15 protein-coding genes and 1 tRNA gene are annotated in these 17,697 nt (G+C 45.3%); 3 read left to right on the top strand and 13 right to left on the bottom strand.

What is annotated here, in order from left to right:
* Positions 1 to 3: 3 nt before the first annotated feature.
* From B0I27_RS14395 to B0I27_RS14415, 5 genes are all read right to left on the bottom strand, one after another.
* Positions 4 to 354 carry an ArsC family reductase gene (locus B0I27_RS14395; protein ID WP_106294587.1) on the bottom strand — a complete coding sequence of 117 codons (351 nt, stop codon included), beginning with the start codon at positions 352 to 354 and terminating at the stop codon, positions 4 to 6.
* Between the two features lie 2 nt (positions 355 to 356).
* Positions 357 to 920 carry an aminoacyl-tRNA hydrolase gene (gene pth / locus B0I27_RS14400; RefSeq protein ID WP_106294589.1) on the bottom strand — a complete coding sequence of 188 codons (564 nt, stop codon included), beginning with the start codon at positions 918 to 920 and terminating at the stop codon, positions 357 to 359.
* Between the two features lie 118 nt (positions 921 to 1,038).
* Positions 1,039 to 1,620 (bottom strand): 50S ribosomal protein L25/general stress protein Ctc, encoded by a 582-nt coding sequence (locus tag B0I27_RS14405; RefSeq protein ID WP_106294591.1) that lies wholly within the window; start codon positions 1,618 to 1,620, stop codon positions 1,039 to 1,041.
* Between the two features lie 9 nt (positions 1,621 to 1,629).
* Positions 1,630 to 2,595, bottom strand: coding sequence for a ribose-phosphate pyrophosphokinase (locus B0I27_RS14410; RefSeq protein WP_106294593.1), 966 nt, complete (start codon positions 2,593 to 2,595; stop codon positions 1,630 to 1,632).
* Positions 2,596 to 2,727: 132 nt separating this feature from the next.
* Positions 2,728 to 2,798, bottom strand: a tRNA-Gln gene (locus tag B0I27_RS14415).
* A 292-nt stretch (positions 2,799 to 3,090) separates the two neighbouring features.
* Here B0I27_RS14415 and B0I27_RS14420 point away from each other — a divergent pair.
* Entirely contained in the window at positions 3,091 to 6,117 is a 3,027-nt protein-coding gene (locus B0I27_RS14420; protein WP_106294595.1) for a glycosyltransferase family 117 protein, read from the top strand.
* Between the two features lie 77 nt (positions 6,118 to 6,194).
* Here B0I27_RS14420 and B0I27_RS14425 read toward each other — a convergent pair whose 3' ends face one another.
* From B0I27_RS14425 to B0I27_RS14435, 3 genes are all read right to left on the bottom strand, one after another.
* The gene (locus tag B0I27_RS14425) at positions 6,195 to 7,151 is read right to left on the bottom strand and encodes an acetyl-CoA carboxylase carboxyltransferase subunit alpha (RefSeq protein ID WP_106294597.1); all 957 of its coding nucleotides are present in this window, start codon (positions 7,149 to 7,151) and stop codon (positions 6,195 to 6,197) included.
* A 138-nt stretch (positions 7,152 to 7,289) separates the two neighbouring features.
* Positions 7,290 to 9,218: an ATP-binding protein gene (locus tag B0I27_RS14430; protein WP_106294599.1), complete on the bottom strand. Its 1,929-nt coding sequence runs from the start codon at positions 9,216 to 9,218 to the stop codon at positions 7,290 to 7,292.
* Positions 9,219 to 9,223: 5 nt separating this feature from the next.
* Positions 9,224 to 11,692: a helix-turn-helix domain-containing protein gene (locus B0I27_RS14435; RefSeq protein ID WP_106294601.1), complete on the bottom strand. Its 2,469-nt coding sequence runs from the start codon at positions 11,690 to 11,692 to the stop codon at positions 9,224 to 9,226.
* 104 nt (positions 11,693 to 11,796) lie between these two features.
* Between B0I27_RS14435 and pruA the strand changes: the two genes are divergently transcribed.
* Complete coding sequence (pruA, locus tag B0I27_RS14440; protein ID WP_106294603.1) at positions 11,797 to 13,428, top strand: L-glutamate gamma-semialdehyde dehydrogenase; 1,632 nt, start codon at positions 11,797 to 11,799, stop codon at positions 13,426 to 13,428.
* Positions 13,429 to 13,492: 64 nt separating this feature from the next.
* Here the strand turns inward: pruA and B0I27_RS14445 are convergent, their stop codons facing one another.
* From B0I27_RS14445 to ric, 5 genes are all read right to left on the bottom strand, one after another.
* Positions 13,493 to 13,921 carry an RrF2 family transcriptional regulator gene (locus B0I27_RS14445; protein WP_106294605.1) on the bottom strand — a complete coding sequence of 143 codons (429 nt, stop codon included), beginning with the start codon at positions 13,919 to 13,921 and terminating at the stop codon, positions 13,493 to 13,495.
* Between the two features lie 129 nt (positions 13,922 to 14,050).
* Positions 14,051 to 14,512, bottom strand: a complete 462-nt coding sequence (locus tag B0I27_RS14450; RefSeq protein WP_106294607.1) for a hypothetical protein — start codon at positions 14,510 to 14,512, stop codon at positions 14,051 to 14,053.
* An 11-nt stretch (positions 14,513 to 14,523) separates the two neighbouring features.
* The gene (locus B0I27_RS14455; RefSeq protein ID WP_106294609.1) at positions 14,524 to 14,811 is read right to left on the bottom strand and encodes a cupin domain-containing protein; all 288 of its coding nucleotides are present in this window, start codon (positions 14,809 to 14,811) and stop codon (positions 14,524 to 14,526) included.
* A gap of 20 nt (positions 14,812 to 14,831) precedes the next feature.
* Complete coding sequence (locus B0I27_RS14460; RefSeq protein WP_106294611.1) at positions 14,832 to 16,196, bottom strand: NAD(P)/FAD-dependent oxidoreductase; 1,365 nt, start codon at positions 16,194 to 16,196, stop codon at positions 14,832 to 14,834.
* 15 nt (positions 16,197 to 16,211) lie between these two features.
* Positions 16,212 to 17,165 carry an iron-sulfur cluster repair di-iron protein gene (gene ric, locus B0I27_RS14465; protein WP_106294613.1) on the bottom strand — a complete coding sequence of 318 codons (954 nt, stop codon included), beginning with the start codon at positions 17,163 to 17,165 and terminating at the stop codon, positions 16,212 to 16,214.
* A 107-nt stretch (positions 17,166 to 17,272) separates the two neighbouring features.
* Between ric and B0I27_RS14470 the strand changes: the two genes are divergently transcribed.
* Complete coding sequence (locus tag B0I27_RS14470) at positions 17,273 to 17,626, top strand: phosphoribosylpyrophosphate synthetase (RefSeq protein ID WP_219905028.1); 354 nt, start codon at positions 17,273 to 17,275, stop codon at positions 17,624 to 17,626.
* Positions 17,627 to 17,697: the final 71 nt, after the last annotated feature.

Raw genomic sequence — 17,697 nt, forward strand, 5'->3', positions numbered from 1 at the left:
AATTTACACACTGAAGACCTCAGCATATCTGCCCTCATCAAAACCCAGGAGAACCTTATCGCCTGTTTCTACAACCGGCCGTTTGATGATACTCGTCTTTTCCGTCAGAACCGTGAAGGCCGATTTTGCATCAATAACGCCAGCCTGAACCTGCTGATCGAGCTGCTTCCAGGTTGTCCCCCTCTTATTAACAAGCGACTCCCAACCAACTGCATCCGACCATGCAAGCAGTTTTTCTTCCGTAACGCCCCATTTTTTAAAATCATGAAACTCATAAGAAACATGGTGCCTATCCAGCCAATCCAACGCTTTTTTTACCGTACTGCAATTCTTTATACCATATACCTTAACCATATTTATTTATTAAAACGAGTCATTGTTAATTCAGCCCCTACCGTCACAAAACTTTCTATCATCTCTATAGAACGATCAATCAGCTCCGGTAGTGCAGGCGTTTCATCATCATCAAAGCCACTCAGCACATAGTCAACCTGCCGACCCTTTGGGTAATTGTCCGAAATCCCGAAGCGGAGTCGCGCATAATTATTAGAACCTCCCAGCACCGACTCAATACTCTTTAATCCGTTATGACCCGCGCTGCTCCCTTTCGGTTTGATTCTCACCTTGCCAAACGGTATAGCCAGATCATCAACCAGCACCAGCACATTCTCAATCGGAACTTTCAGCTCCTGCATCCAGTAATTAAGGGCTTTTCCGCTCAGGTTCATGTAGGTTGTAGGTTTAATCACAGCGACCTTCCTTCCTTTGAACCCGAATTCGGTATAATAAGCCAGGCGGAGATTCATAAAACTCACTTCCGCTTTCTTGGCAAGAGCATCTGCGATCATAAAACCAATATTATGGCGCGTATCTGCATATTCGTGGCCAATATTTCCAAGACCTACAATCAGGTATTTCATCAATATTTACTTTTAATCCAGTGGTGTTTGCCGACAAAAATATAGCAAAACTCCTATAAAAAGCAAAAGAGGTCACCTAAATAGGTAACCTCTTTTATAAATTCAAAGAAGAAAGAGATTATTTACCCTTTGCTGCTTCTTGTTCCGCTTGTCTCAACGCACGTGAAGTTGTTACAGATACGATAGTATCCTCAGGAGTGTTAGTGATGTCGAAACCTTCGAATTTAAGGTCACGAACACGAACAGACTTTCCAACTTCTAATGGCTCGATGCTTACTTCAACGTACTGAGGCATTGCACTTGGCAAAGCTTTAACACGAAGCTTACGCAGCTTTTGTACCAGCTTACCACCCATTTTCACACCCGGAGAAGTTCCGGTTAATTTAACAGGGATCTGCATAACCAAAGGCTTGTCAGCATGAAGTTGCAAAAAGTCAACATGTATAACCTGCTCAGTCAAAGGATGAAATTGTGCATCCTGAATAATAGCCTGAGTTGATGTACCGTCAATCTGGATGTCTACGAAGCTCACGTCTGCGCTGTAAATCAATGCTCTTAACTCACTTGCTTCCACTGCGAAATGCTTCTGACCTTCTCCACCATAAAGAACTGCAGGCACTTTACCTTCGTAACGCAGTTCCTTTGCGTCGCGTTTCCCTACGTTCCCTCTAAGGGAACCGCTAATAGCGATAGTTTTCATATTATATATTTAGTTATTTGTATTCAAATTTTGCTCCACGTTAAACAAGCCGCTTATTGAGCCGTGCTCATGAACAATAGAAATAGCTTTAGCAAACAGATCAGCTGTCGAAAGTACACGTATCTTGTCAGACGGACGCTTTAAAGGAATCGTATCCGTAACGATCAGCTCAGTAAGAGCCGAGTTCTCTACCGTTTCATAAGCGTGACCCGAAAGAACAGGATGTGAACATACCGCTCTAACACTATTCGCACCGTTCTCCATAATCAGAGCAGCAGCTTTTGCCAGTGTTCCCGCCGTATCGCAGATATCATCCATCAAAACAATATCCTGACCGGTAACATCTCCAATGATGGACATCGATTCAATCTCGTTCGCACGCTTACGTCGCTTATCACATATCACCACCTCTGCATTGAAGAATTTGGCGAAAGTACGGGCACGATACGAACCACCCATATCCGGTGATGCGATCGTCAGGTTCTTCAAACCAAGACTCTTGATGTAGGGAACGAAAATCACAGACGCATCCAGATGATCCACCGGAATATCAAAGAAACCCTGAATCTGGGCTGCATGAAGATCCATAGTCATGATACGATGTGCTCCGGCGGCTGTAAGCAGATTGGCAATCAACTTTGCTCCTATAGCTACACGCGGCTTATCTTTCCTGTCTTGCCTGGCCATCCCGAAGTAGGGAATAACAACCGTTATATAATGCGCAGAAGCCCTTTTCGCTGCATCGATCAGCAATAAGAGCTCCATCAGATTATCGTAAGGCTGATTGGTAGACTGTATCAGAAAAACATCGCAACCTCGGACAGATTCGTTGAAAGAAGGTTGAAATTCTCCGTCGCTAAAACGAGCTGTAACAACATCACCTAGATCTCTTCCATATGAGCTGGCTATCTTCGCTGCTAACAATGTAGAGCCTGAGCCGGCAAATAACTTAACGTGATTGGGTTGGAATGGCATTTTTTTCGTTCGGATTTCGAAACTTTTGAGTACAATAAAGAATTCTGTCTCTGATCATTAGTGGTAGAAAAAATCCGGACTTCGAATTAAATGTATTTCCAAGAAAAATATCAGAGAATCCGAATTTTTATGTTGCCCGACCAGGATTCGAACCTAGACAAACGGTACCAAAAACCGTCGTACTACCTTTATACTATCGGGCAATCTTCCATTCCGTAACGCTTGCTGCGAAATGGAATGCAAATATAGCGTGATTAAAGAGATATCCAAAACATTTTTTGCTTTTTGAGCCTCTAAGCACGAATTCCGAAACAACTCTCTGAAAATCACATGAAAAAGTTTAGTCCCCTGCAAGCGTCTCCCACCATCTCACTGTCTTCACACCTAACTCAGGGTCTCAGATGGTACATAAATCCATAAACCTGGGGCATCAGACTTGGTAATTAAATTCTATTCGTTAATTTCGGGCTCCATATCGATACTGGTATCTTATATATGAATTACAACAAAATTAACAATCTCTTCGGTTGGCTATGTTTTATAATCGCCACGGCGACTTATGTCATGACCGCAGAGCCAACAGCGAGTTTTTGGGACTGTGGTGAATTCATCGCCGCAGCATACAAATTACAGATCGTACACCAACCCGGTGCACCTTTATTCCTGATCCTTCAAAAGATATTCTCCCTTCTGGCAGGCTCAGATGTAACCAGAGTTGCCTATTGGATGAATATTGGCTCAGCAGTTTCGAGTGGTGCCACCATCCTCTTTTTATTCTGGACCATCACGGCCCTGGCGAAAAAGACCTTATGGAAGTACGGCGAGGGGCTGAAACCAGCAACCCTCATCACCATTATTGGCTCCGGATTAGTAGGAGCGCTTGCCTATGCATTCTCAGACACGTTCTGGTTTTCAGCCGTCGAGTCTGAAGTATATGCCATGTCGTCGCTATGTACGGCAATCGTATTCTGGGCAATCCTCAAGTGGGATTATCATGCGGATGAGCCGGGAGCAGATAGATGGCTTGTATTTATTGCCTACGTTATGGGACTATCCATCGGCGTTCACTTGTTAAACCTATTGGTAATCCCTGCAATAGCACTGGTCTATTATTTCAGAAGATATAAAAACCCTACCGCTAAAGGAGCTCTGCTTTCATTGCTGGCAGGTATCGTCGTGCTTGCCATAGTACAATATGGAATCATACAGTACCTGGTAAAATTTGCGGCTTACTTCGACTTATTCTTCGTAAATACATTGGGAATGGGCTTCGGAAGCGGCGTTCTGGTCTTTGTTCTTCTTGTAGTTGCTGCTCTTACCTACGGCATCATCTACTCGATCAAAAAGGTAAAGCCCACACTTAATCTCATCCTGATCTCCTTTGCATTTATCGTATTCGGATACAGCTCCTACGCCATGATCGTCGTACGTGCAAAAGCCAACCCGGCACTAAATAATAGTGATCCCGATAACGCTTTCGCTTTCCTGAGTTACCTCAACCGCGAACAATATGGCGACCGTCCCCTTTTATACGGCCAGTATTTCGACTCACAACCTATCGATTACAAACAAGGAGATAATATCTACCGCAAGGGAGATGAAAAGTATGAAGTTGCCGGAAGAAAATTCTCAACAGAATACGATCGCAATACCTTACTGCCACGTATGTACAGTGACGATCCTCAGCACGTAGGATATTATCGTGACTGGATGAAACTCGGCGAAACCGAATCTCCAACTTTCTCAGACAATCTCGGATTTCTTTTCTCTTACCAGACAGGCTTCATGTACGCCCGCTACTTCCTTTGGAACTTCGCAGGCAGACAGAACGACGATCAGGGACATGGGAACTATACCTCAGGAAACTGGATTAGCGGTATTAAACCTCTTGACGCCATACTATTGGGGCCTCAGGATAATCTCCCTCCAAGCATAAAGGATAACAAAGCTCATAATACCCTCTTCTTCCTACCTCTTATCATTGGTTTGATTGGTGCTTTCTGGCATTTCAAATACAACCAGAAAGATGCAGGAGTAGTTGGCTTGCTGTTCTTCTTTACCGGCGTAGCCATTGTATTATACCTGAATCAAAATCCCCTTCAGCCAAGGGAACGTGATTACGCGTACGCAGGTTCGTTCTATGCCTTCGGTATCTGGATCGGACTGGGTGTTGCCGGAATTGCCAGCTTCCTCAGTAAAAAAATGTCACCCAAGACAGCAGGAATCGCTGCAACGGTCCTTTGTTTGTTTGCAGCCCCGGTGCTGATGGCCTCCCAAGAATGGGATGATCATGACCGCTCAGAAAAGTTTACTACACGCGATTTTGCCATAGACTATCTGGAATCATGTGCACCCAATGCCATCCTTTTCACCTACGGAGATAACGACACCTACCCACTTTGGTACGTACAGGAAGTTGAAGGCGTACGTCCGGATGTGCGCATCGTCAACCTGAGCTTATTGGGTACCGACTGGTACATCCGCCAGATGAAAGACAAGATCAACCAGGCAGATCCGCTTCCATTAACCATGGGGAATGAAAAATTCGTTCAGGGAGTGCGTGACGTAATCCGTTACTACGATTACAAATTCGCGGAACCTCTCGAGATGAAAAGCCTGTTTGAAGTACTAACATCAGACAACGACAACGATAAAGTTCCTATGCAGGATGGTACCAAGGAAAACATCCTTCCAACGAAGAACTTTAGAATCACCGTCGACCCGACGCAAGTGCTCGCTACAAAGACAGTAAGTGAGTCGATGAAAGACAGCATCGCCGCTACTATGGACTGGACCTATAACAAAAACTATGTAACCAAAACAGAGCTGGCGATGTTCGATATCCTTGCACATAACGACTGGAAAAGGCCTATTTACTTCGCCGTTACCGTTCCCTCAAGCAACTATATTGGTCTGGACAAATACCTGTATAATGAAGGGTTCGCCTACAGACTACTTCCGCTGAAAAAACCGGTGGCAGACTCAACAGCACAGGAACCTGAGCTTATCAACGCCGACCGCATGTATGATAACATGCTTAACAAGTTTGTGTGGGGAAATATGAAAGGTGCGAAGTACCTCGATCCTGAAACGACCCGCATGATCGCAACCATCATGAAAAGCTTCAATACACTAGCAGGCAAGTTATACGAAGAAGGTCGTGTTGAGGAAGCGAAAAAAGCATTGAACAAGTCTCTTGAAGTTGTTCCGGAGAAAAATTACCTTTTCTACTATATCCTTCACAGATACTACACAGCAGATTTACTGTACAAAGTAGGCGAAACAGAGAAAGCAAACACACTGGTTAAACACACCAGCAAATTCATCTCAGATGAGCTGGCCTATGTCGGAGGTCTTTCAGGCAGTCGCCAGCGTTTCGCCATGAACGACATCCAGTTAGGTGTTTCCGTTCTCAATGAGTTGCTCAAGATCACAGAAGCGAACAAGCAAACCGCGCTGCATGCTGAACTGCAAAAGCAATTTACGAGCCTGCAGGGTTCATTGTCTCTCAATTACGAATAAAGACAGACAATCGTTAAAAAAGAAAGGCCTGAAAATTAAATTTTCAGGCCTTTCTTTTTAACTGCTGCATTGAGATACTAGCCCTCCACAACGACACCCATCGCACAGAACTTCTCTATCCGCTCATTTACAACGGTATCAATATCTTTAGCCTTAAGCTCTTTCAAATCCCCAAGGATTCTGTTCTTCAACGTTTCAGCCATCCATACAGGATCCTGATGTGCACCTCCCATCGGTTCCGGGATAATACCATCTATTAATCCATTCTTCAACATATCGTCGCCGGTAAGCTTCAAACATTCCGCGGCCCGTTCTTTATAGTCCCAGGTACGCCATAAAATAGCCGAACAATTCTCCGGCGATATAACAGAATACCAGGAATGCTCCAGCATCAGCACCTTATCGCCGATCCCAATGCCCAATGCGCCGCCTGATGCCCCCTCTCCGATCACTACACAGATTACCGGCACACGTAAAACTGACATTTCCAGCAAATTTCTCGCGATGGCCTCACCCTGGCCGCGCTCCTCCGCTTCCAGACCTGGGAAAGCCCCGGGGGTATCGATCAGCGTCACCACCGGCTTGTTGAATTTTTCCGCCAGTTTCATCAGCCGCAGAGCTTTACGGTAACCTTCCGGATTTGCCATACCAAAGTTCCGGTACTGACGCAGTTTCGTATTTGTACCTTTTTGGTGACCAATCACCATCACCGTCTGACCGCCAATCGAGGCAAAACCTCCGACAATCGCTTTATCATCTTTTACTGTACGGTCGCCATGCAGCTCAACAAAGTTTTCGCACATCATCTCGATATACTGCAACGTATAAGGTCTCTCAGGATGTCTGGAAATCTGAACCTTTTGCCAACCCGTCAGATTAGAATAGATCTGCTCTTTCGCAGCCGCCAACTGTTGATCCAACTCCGTCAGCGTTCCGCTCATATCCACTTTCGTCTTCTCGGCAATTTGCTTAACTTTCTCTATCTGCTGCTGAAGATCAGCTATAGGTTTTTCAAAATCAAAGGATGTAGTCATTTTTCAACAGAATAATTTGTTTCTTAATGGTGCTGAATCGTTCATGAGCTCATGTTCGGTCCAACAGAAAGTAACGTTTTTCATTAAACAAATAATCCGGCTAAGGTAGGAAAATGCAGGCACAACAAGAAAACAAAACTACTTCGCGCCGAACCTCACTGAAAAAACAGCACCTTGCCCAACTTCACTTTTAACAGACAGAGAAGCTCCATGTTTTTCGATAAGATCCTTGCAAATGAGCAGCCCAAATCCAGTACCCGACTCTTTATGTGTGCCCTTGGTGGTAAAATAACTCCTGCTCAACACCTTTTTCAGCACTTCTTCACTCATGCCGATTCCATTATCCTCCACATGAACGGTTATGCCATCGTCCACGGTCGCATAAATCCTCACATAGCCTTTCTCGGTAAACTTAAGCGCGTTCGTGAGCAGGTTCCTGAATACAACTTTTATCATCTCTCGGTCGCCTGAAATAGACAGCCCGGCCTTGATATCATTAATCAACAGGATGTCTTTCTTTGCGGCGGATATCTCCAACTCATGGCAAAGGCTGTCAATCAATGGCTTCAGATCGATCACCTTAGATTCCAGGGCTGAACCCGACATCTGGCCCTTGATCCAGAATAGCAGATTATCAAGCAAGGTCAGCGATTTAACATATTGCGCATCCAGATCTTTCAATAACTGGTTAAGCTCAGCCGAACTGAGATAATTCCCTTCCACCAGATCCAAAATACCTTTTGTATTCGTCAAAGGAGTCCGAAGATCATGGCTTACGATAGACAAAAGCTTATCTTTCATGCGGTTTGACTCTTCCAAACGCTCATTCTGATCGGTTATGGCACTGTTCAACTTGTTAAGTGCCAGCACATGCTTCTGAATGACTTCATTCTTGTCCATCAGCTCTTTGCTGTACGACTTTGCGCGCTTGTAGTTCTTATACCAAAGTATCGTCAGCAGGATTAAGGTAATCAGTCCCGCAGATACAACACCGAGAACAACATTTGAATAAGCTACCCGCTGTTGCGCAGTCACAATCTTCTTTTGAAACACAAACCTTTCCTGTTCCTTCGCTTTCAGAATCTCAAGAAAATTCATCGAATAAAACTTCTCGCGCTCGGCAAGATCATTTTGCCTGTCGATCAGCATTTCCTGGTATTTTACCAGTTCCGTCATATCTTGCTTTTTCCGGTAAACCTCACACAGGCTTTTGAGCGACTCAATTTGTAGTTGCCCGGCAGAAATTGAACCTGCAGATTTTAATGCCAACTTCAGCAGATCAACCGCATCCGCATAATCGCCTTCCCGGATTTCAAGCCGGGCAAGTTCATTTCTGTTAAGAGCAATCCCGTATGCATCCTTGGCCTTGATATCAATCGCAAGGGAGGTATTGAAATAGTCTCTCGCGGTTGCCAGCTTCCCTATCTTCGCATTCAGAAGCCCCAGGTTATGATTCGACTTCTTAGTGCCATATGTATAACCCAACCGCTGACTAGCTTCTCTTGCCTCAATAAAATAACTGGTGGCCGAGTCGATTCGTCCGGCTGCCAGCTTAACCGAACCCAGGCTGTTCCAGATATTGACGAGATCCTCACTCTGACCCAGTATGCTATAGTAATCAACAGCAATTGTATATAAACGCTCTGCCTCAGCGTAGTCCCCGCTTTCCATCAACGCATTCCCTATCTGCTGATTAGCTTTGGCAATATGAAGAGAATCCTTAATTTTCGTACTGATATCGAGCGATTTATAGTACAGCGTTAACGCCCTTTTGTGATAGCCATTCTGATGATAAATTCCCGCTTCAGTCAGTAACGACGCAGCCATCCCCTTGTCATAATGATATAGCTCAGCGAGATAGGCGGCCTTGTATACAACATCAAGTGCCCTCATCACATCATTCTTCTTCGTCCGGAAAGCTACCTCGTTCAGTGAGTCAATCGTGCGGTAGATGCCCGCATCCACTTTACCCAAGTCCGCAGACTTGTCGGGGATATCCCCGGCGCAACTGCTGATAAGCAATGCCAACAGCGAAATACTATAAAGGAGGATCGATCTGATATCCATATCAATCAGCCTGCAACGTGTGTATACTCCAGATGGATCATCACGGCCTTTATTTCCGTGAAAGATACCTTTTCTCCCAGAGCCATCTTAACATCATTCATCGACTCCGGATTATTTTCCGAAATATAGTCGGAGATCAGCTTTATCTTACCCTCCCCTACTACTTCATTAATTTCGACCCGGCCATTTCCTATGAAATGAATCAGATGCCCTTCTATGGTATTAACGGTCAATCCTCTTTCTGAGGCAATCTGACTAACAGACTTGCCTGCGCGAAGCATCCCCAAGGATACTTCCTTGGTATCAGGCTTAAGCTTAGGTTCCTTTAACTTCATTTCCATTGGATTCCGGTCAATTCCCTTCTTGTCGCAATAGCGGGCGATCAACTCCAGAATCGTTTTTCCAAAGGCTTTTACCTTTGTCTTTCCGATACCCTTGATGCTTTCCAGCTCCTGGAGGGTCGATGGCAGACGCTCCACCAGTTCGATCAGCGACTTCTGGGGCAGCACGATATACACCGGAACATGCTTATCAGCGGCAAGCTCATTGCGCCATTTCCAGAGGCTGGAGTATAACTCCGCATGTAATGTACCTGTTGCAGCCGGAGTCTTTCGGGTAGCCGGAACAACCTTTAATGCCGCCTCATAATCGATATCGGCGTTCGCCTTGGTTTTCAAATATCCGATAGTATCAAAGCCGCCAACGCCATAATTGAATACCATCACCTTAATATGGGTAGCCTTCTGGAGTCTTCCAAACACATCCGTCAGGCTCTTTTTCAGTGCCTTGTTGTCCGTTTCCAGATCGAACTTCTTAAGCTCCTCCTGAAGAACCGAACGCACTTTGTCCACAAAATAGACGCAGGCTTTTTTCACCCTGTCCTGCAGCTGCTGGTAATCTTCCGGAAGCTTGTCTTCCTGCAGAAGCGTTCTGAGCTGTCGTTCAAACGATTCTGCTACCTTATATATGTCCTTTTCAAGAGCCTGCCCCATGGCAAGCACATCGTCGGCAAGCGACGGCACCAGCACACGATCATTTTCCTGAACGATTCTTTGCAACTGAAAAAACGCCTGCTTGATTTCCCTGAAGTCGAACAGATCAAACAGCAGACTTTGCTGAAAAGCGATCTTCGAACGATTCAGCTGTTCCTGACCGGGCTCGTTGTTACTCGCATCCCGGGTATAAGCGGCAATGGCCCCATCCGTTTTCACACTTCCGTAAGAGATCGCCGAGCTGAGTACCATGCCTTCAAAGCTCTTGCAACGACTCAAAGCAACATAGACCTGACCGTGTGCAAACGCCGCATTTGCATCAATGATAGCCCGCTCAAATGTCAGACCCTGACTCTTATGTATGGTAATTGCCCAGGCCAGCTTGAGAGGAAACTGTGTAAAAGTACCGATTACTGATTCTTCCACCTCCTTGGTCGCGGCATTTAGAGTGTATTTGATATTCTGCCACTCGGCCTTTTGCACAGGAATCTCGGCCAGATCACCCGGACATTTTACATAGATCAGCTCCGCAGTCATGCGAACGATCTTCCCGATCTTTCCGTTGTAAAACAGCTTATCCCGGGATGTATCATTTTTCACAAACATCACCTGGGCACCCGTTTTTAGCTCCAGATCAACCTCAGTAGGATAGGCAAACTCCGGAAACTCCCGGTCTATCGCAGCAGCGAACTTTTGCGTTTTCTGCTCAATCTGAAGCAACTTCCTGATGTTGATATCCTGTGCAGAACTATTATGCGTCGTCAGCGTGATATATCCCTCTTCATCCGATGGATTAAAGTCAGGTATGTACCGCTCGTTCAGCTTATCGAGAACCGAGGCGTCGATCCGGTTATCCCGGATACTATTTAATAAACTGATGAAATGGGTATCCGACTGGCGGTAGATATGTTTCAGCTCAATACTTACCGGCGAGGTCTTCTGCAAAGCCTTGCTATTGAAGAAATATAAATTCGGATAATAATCTTTCAGTATCTGCCAGTCCTCTTGCTTTACCACCGGAGAAAGCTGGTGGAGATCTCCAATCATCAGCAACTGAATGCCTCCAAATGGCTTTGAATGATTTTTATATCTCCGCAGTACTTCATCTATCCCGTCGAGCGTATCTGCCCTAACCATACTGATCTCATCAATAACAAGAAGATCCAGACTTCTGATGAGATTGATCTTTTCCTTATGGAATCTGTTCGCATTAAATGACGTGTTCCTCTTTTGAGGATTATCGCCATCTCCCGGAATAAAGGGACCAAAAGGAAGCTGAAAGAAAGAATGGATCGTCACCCCTCCCGCGTTGATAGCTGCCACTCCTGTCGGCGCAACAACGGCCATACGTTTCACCGAATCTTTTTTAAGACGGTGCAAGAATGTTGTTTTTCCTGTTCCCGCCTTACCTGTTAGAAAAATATTTTTGTCAGTAAAGCGTACATAGTCCGACGCCAATTGCAATTGAACATTGCTTTCCATATAAAAACAACTTTTATTCTCGGGAAGAAATTGAGAGCACGCAATATAGGCAATTTAAAATTTATTCAAGGCGTTCCGTATCTTTGCAACCTAATTTCGAATTTATGATTAAAGGGTTTTTCACTGTACCTGCACCGGTTAACGAACCCGTGTTGAACTATAGTCCGGGTAGCCGGGAAAGGTCTCTTTTGAAAGAAGCGATCAACCACGCTTATTCAGATCAGAAAGATATTCCGATGTATATCGGAGGGCAGGAGGTCAGAACCGGACAAAAGGTTGAGATAAAACCTCCTCATAACCACCAAACTGTAATCGGGCACTATCATAAGGGCGACAAGACTCATGTTCAGCAAGCCATCGACGCGGCCCTTGCAGCTAAAGCAGACTGGGAGAAAATGGCCTGGGAGCAACGTGCAGCGATATTCTTGAAGGCCGCAGACCTGATTGCTGGTCCCTACCGGTATAAAATCAATGCCGCTACCATGCTTGGGCAGTCAAAGAACGCCTATCAGGCAGAGATCGATTCAGCCTGCGAGCTAATTGACTTCCTGCGTTTCAATGTGCAATACATGACGGAGATCTATGCGCAGCAGCCCATATCCTCTCCAGGAAGCTGGAACCGCGTCGAACAACGCCCGCTTGAAGGCTTTGTATTCGCATTAACCCCCTTCAACTTCACCGCAATAGCCGGAAATCTTCCAACCTCTGCAGCATTGATGGGGAACGTCGTCGTATGGAAACCTGCCAACACTCAGATCTATTCAGCCCAGGTCATCATGGAGGTGCTCCGGGAAGCAGGCCTGCCAACCGGCGTTATCAATCTTATTTACGTATCCGGACCTGATGCCGGTGATGTTATATTTCAGCATCCTGATTTCGCAGGAATTCACTTCACCGGATCGACAGGCGTATTTCAGGATATCTGGAAAACGATTGGTAACTCCATCCATAAATACAAAACATACCCGCGTATTGTGGGTGAAACCGGAGGAAAGGACTTTATCCTGGTGCACCAGTCGGCTAATTTAGAAGTAGCCAATACCGCCATCGTAAGAGGCGCATTTGAATATCAGGGACAAAAATGTTCAGCAGCTTCCAGGGTTTATATCGCTAAATCCATCTGGCCTGAGCTAAAAGAGATGATCGTACGCGACCTCGCCAGCCTGAAGGTAGGGCCCGTAGAAGATTTCAGCAATTTCGTGAATGCTGTTATCGATGAGAAATCGTTTGATAAGCTTGCTTCAGCCATAGACAAAGCCAACGCTGATCCCCAATCAGAAATCATTGCCGGCGGAAACTACGATAAGTCTAAAGGTTACTTTATTGACCCGACCGTTATCGTCAGTCAGAACCCCTCATCGGTAACCATGTGCGAAGAACTGTTCGGTCCCGTGCTCACAATCTATGTATACGAAGATGATCAACTGGATCAGACACTTGAGCTGATCGACAAAACATCGATCTACGCCCTTACCGGCGCCGTTATTGCTTCAGACCGTTATATTATCGAGAAAGCAACTGTCGCCCTCCGCAACGCTGCAGGGAATTTCTATATCAACGATAAGTGTACAGGTGCCGTGGTAGGCCAGCAGCCCTTCGGTGGAGCCAGAGGCTCGGGCACAAACGACAAAGCCGGTTCTATGATCAACCTCCTGCGCTGGGTATCTCCGCGCACGATCAAGGAAACGCTCGACGCTGCCAGAGATTATCGATATCCCTTCCTTCAGGAAGATTAAAACTCAAAAAGGCTTCCTTAAGCAGAGGAGGCCTTTTCATTTCAACAGAAAGAAGATTTTACTATCAAATAAGATGCGCCAACCCGCTATTTACAGGGTCACAAAGGTCTTTTACCTTTTTCTCCTCAAACAACTTCTCTAACAAATCCCTCGCAATCTTATATTCATCATGAATAGGACAAGGGTGCAGAGCCGAGCATTTAGTCAAACCAAGTCCGCACTCTTTGAAAATATCTTTCCCCTCAATGCTTTCCACGATCGCGCCGATAGGCTGACCCAATTGGGCCTCATTAACATGAAACCCACCAGACGGCCCCTTAATACTATTGATCAACCCCCGCTTTGCCAGAGTCTGCAATATCTTACCTACGGTGTGTTCACTGGCATTGATGTGTTCAGCCGTTTCCTTAATGCCTGCCTTCCCGCCTTCCATACTTCTCGAGGCTAAATAAATAACAGCTTTGATTGCCGTTTTACACGTATAACTCAACATTCCGCACCTTTTTAGACACTAATTTTCTAGTCCTGCTCAACACCGGAGTTTGCAAATGTACTATTTAACCAAATCTTGCCCACGCAACACCTGTAAAAAGATGTCATCGGCTGATAGAACGAGCGCCCGCTATTCAAACCGCTCGTAAAAATCAAGCACGATATCTTCAATCTTTTTAACCGAAAGTTGCCCTTGTGCAATTGTTTCAGACTTTTTGACCGCCGACACCTCCTCAAGTAGCGGTGTTAACCAACCGTGTAATGCGTCATGATCTGGTCCCTTCATTTTGCAACCCGCAATGAGCTTATTCAAATCATCTGATAACCCCCCTCCTAAAGCTTTGAAAGAAGCAAGTTCCCCGTCGTTCTTCAACTTAAATTCCTTTAGCCTTGTATCCATTTCCGCTACATACGTTCTGGTATTTTCATCGGTCATCCACTTTTTAGTTTCAGTAGCATCTTCCCCTGTGTGTGGTTCCTTATGCTGGGCCGACGTATGCTCATGTGTCGCTTCTTCGGTTTTGGTATTCCCTTGCTGGCACGAAAAAAGTAAGATGGCATTCACTGCCAATAATAATACAATAGTTTTCATTGATGGTTCAATTAATGTGTTGCTCTGTTAAATTTTATAACGCCATTTAAATCCAGAACGAGGTAAGAACTAAAGTCCTCATTGATATCCAGTCTGTGGGGTTCATCCGCCTTTATCAGCAAGCTATCACCTTGTGAAATGGTAACCTGTCTGTCGGCAAAAATAATCTTGCCCGTCCCCTTCCTTCCGATTAATAACGCGTCGGAAGTGGCGTGATGCAAGGGAATTCCTTCGCCAGCATGTAAAGATACACTCAATACCTTGTATTGGTCATTACTGTCTACTTCTATTATTTCCATTTGACGTTTGTAAGTTAGTTCTACCTTAAACCTGACATATAACAATGGCTGCCCCTCATTTCCGGTACCACTAACGCCTCAGCTTGACTGCTTTTTTTCTGCTGTGCCGGAGCTTTTTGTGCCGGTTTGATGATCAACCGTAAAGACTGATCATAAGTGACATACTGCCACATCCAGTTGATTAAAATGAATACCCGATTTTTGAGTCCGATCACAGACATCAGGTGGACGAGCATCCAGGCAACCCAGGCAATAAACCCACTCAAACGCATCCTGCCCATTTCGGCCACAGCCAGATTTCTCCCCACGGTGGCCATGCTGCCCTTATCTTCATAAACAAAGGCTTTCATAGGTTTATTTAAGAGGCCGCTCAGGAGATTTTTGGCTAGAAGAGTAGCTTGTTGAATCGCCACAGGAGCAACCTGAGGATGGCCTTTCTGATATTCCATCGCAGCCATGGCAGCGATATCGCCGATGGCAAACACCCCATCCATATCCTTTACACGGTTGTAATCATCAACCAATATCCTGTTGTTCGGAAGTACCGATTGCTTTGGAATCCCCGACATTGCCACTCCTTTTACACCTGCTGCCCAAATCAGGCAGCGGCTTTGAATGGCTGTACCGTTTTCCAGCGAAACCGTTTGTCCGTCATAGTCTTTCACCACAGTTTCCGTCTTTACGTCCACTCCAAGCTTCCCGAGATACATCTTTACCTTATCGGAAGACGGGTTGCCCAATCCGCCGAGCACTCTCTTTCCGGCTTCCAGCAAGTATATTCTCATACTGCCGAAGTCGATCTCCGGGTAGTCCTTCGGGAGCAATTTATTCTTCATCTCAGCCACCGCACCCGCCAATTCTACTCCCGTTGGTCCACCTCCCACAATCACCACATTAAGCAGGGCATTTCGCTCTTCTTCATTTTTTGAGGTCAGGGCATGCTCGTAATTCTGCAAGAGCGTATTTCTGATTAGCAAAGCATCCGAAACTGATTTCATAGGATAACCATAATGTTGCAAATTGCTATTGCCCAAGAAGTTCGTCTCTGCACCATGCGCAAGGACCAGATAGTCATAAGATATCCTACCTATACAGGTGTCTATTTCCCGCTTGTCAGCGATCACTTCCATTACCTCCGCTACCCGTAAAAAGACATTGCTGCTTTTTTGAAAGATCTTTCTAAGGGGAAAGCTGATGCTGCTAGGCTCCAGTCCCGCCGTAGCGACCTGATAAAGGAGAGGCTGAAATTGGTGATAGTTGTTCCTGTCAAGCAATACGACCTGAAAGTGCTGAGGAGGGAGCGTCCGGGCTAGCTTCAGTCCTGCGAAACCGGCCCCGACAATTACTACCCTTCTCTGTTTCCCTGTGGTGAGTGGGATATCCATGACATTTGATATTAGTTAAGCGGTTAAACTCTTCTCCATTTCCGCTGCTTTCGGGAAAAGGATGTTATTTTCCAGGTGAATATGGATGTGAAGATCATCTTCAAATTCCTGTATCATTTTGTATAAAAGCTTATAGCTTGTGCAGGCGTCAGCAGGAATGGCGTAGCCCTGGCTCAGTTCTCTGATCCTGTCGAGAAGCCGGCCTACAGTATCGTGTTCATGCTCCAGCTCATCAATCTGTGATGCCAGTGTTCTGCTCGGAGTTACCAGAGTTTTCTGTTGATTCTTAGCCGCAACTATTTCTTTTACGTAACTAAAAATTCCCTTTTCCTCATCTTCGCAATGGTCCAGAAGTTCGTCTTTGATGGTACCTATTATCGTGCTGATCTCGATTAGCTCCGGATGCTCTGCACCATGAACCTGTGCCACTTTCAGCGCGTAGGAATTGATTTCGGGTATATACTTCCGAACGTAGCTGTGATGCGTATTGATGATGTAATCCGCGAGAAAATCTATATTCCAATCGTTGTAAGATACAGCACTTGCCTTCGCCACGCTATTCACCTGCTGAAGCTCAGTTTCTACTTTGGTAACGTCGATGTTCTTTTCATTACAAACCTGCGCCAGTGTTTTCTTACCTCCACAGCAGAAGTCAATTCCGTATTTCTTGAATACTTCAGCTTTTCGCAAATCCTTTGCAGCGATTTCTCCAACCGTCTCCTTGTCGTTCTCGCCTTTTTTCGTGATCCTGACGTCCCACCACTCCGGACCTTCCTCCAGGTATTCCCAAATGAAAACATCCCCACGCTCACCAAGCAGTTGATAATACACCGGCTTTGGGTCATGGTCGTTATGAATAGTCAGGCTCTCCCCACCTGCTAATCCATCGAACACGCGGAAGATGGTTGGGTGCTTTAACTTAGGTTCAATCAGGGGTACGTTGATGTAATTTTGCTCTATAGTTTCCATGTCTTTTTGATTTCTTAAAACAAAGATAACCAAATAAAAGTAATAAAGTACTTTTATACCTTAAACTTTTTATCACCGTCTGTGTTATACTAGAAAACGACATAACTATGACTAACCCAACTAATCCTAACAAAACCATCTCAGCCACAATGAGTACGCTTTCAGAGGTTCTGGCGAAGTTAAAAAAGGATGGCTACAGCATGGATTTTAACCTGAAAGACAACTGCCTTATTTGCAATGGAAATGCTCTTCAAGTCTTTCCTGAAGACTTCGTAGTGGATAAGCATTATCGTTTCGAAGGCATAACCGACCCAGCCGATGAAGCGATTGTTTACGCTATTTCGTCAGAAAAGCATCAGATAAAAGGAGTTCTGGTAAACGGATACGGCCCCTCAAGCGACCCAATGACTGATAAGCTAATCACCTCGTTAAGTTCGGAAGGTCCTGCAACGGGACAATGACAACCCGACTAATGAACAGAATTGACAGAGAGAACTGTTATTTATATCCTCTGAAAAGAATTGATCATGTA

The sequence above is a fragment of the Arcticibacter pallidicorallinus genome, from assembly GCF_003002875.1.
Lineage (GTDB): Bacteria > Bacteroidota > Bacteroidia > Sphingobacteriales > Sphingobacteriaceae > Arcticibacter > Arcticibacter pallidicorallinus.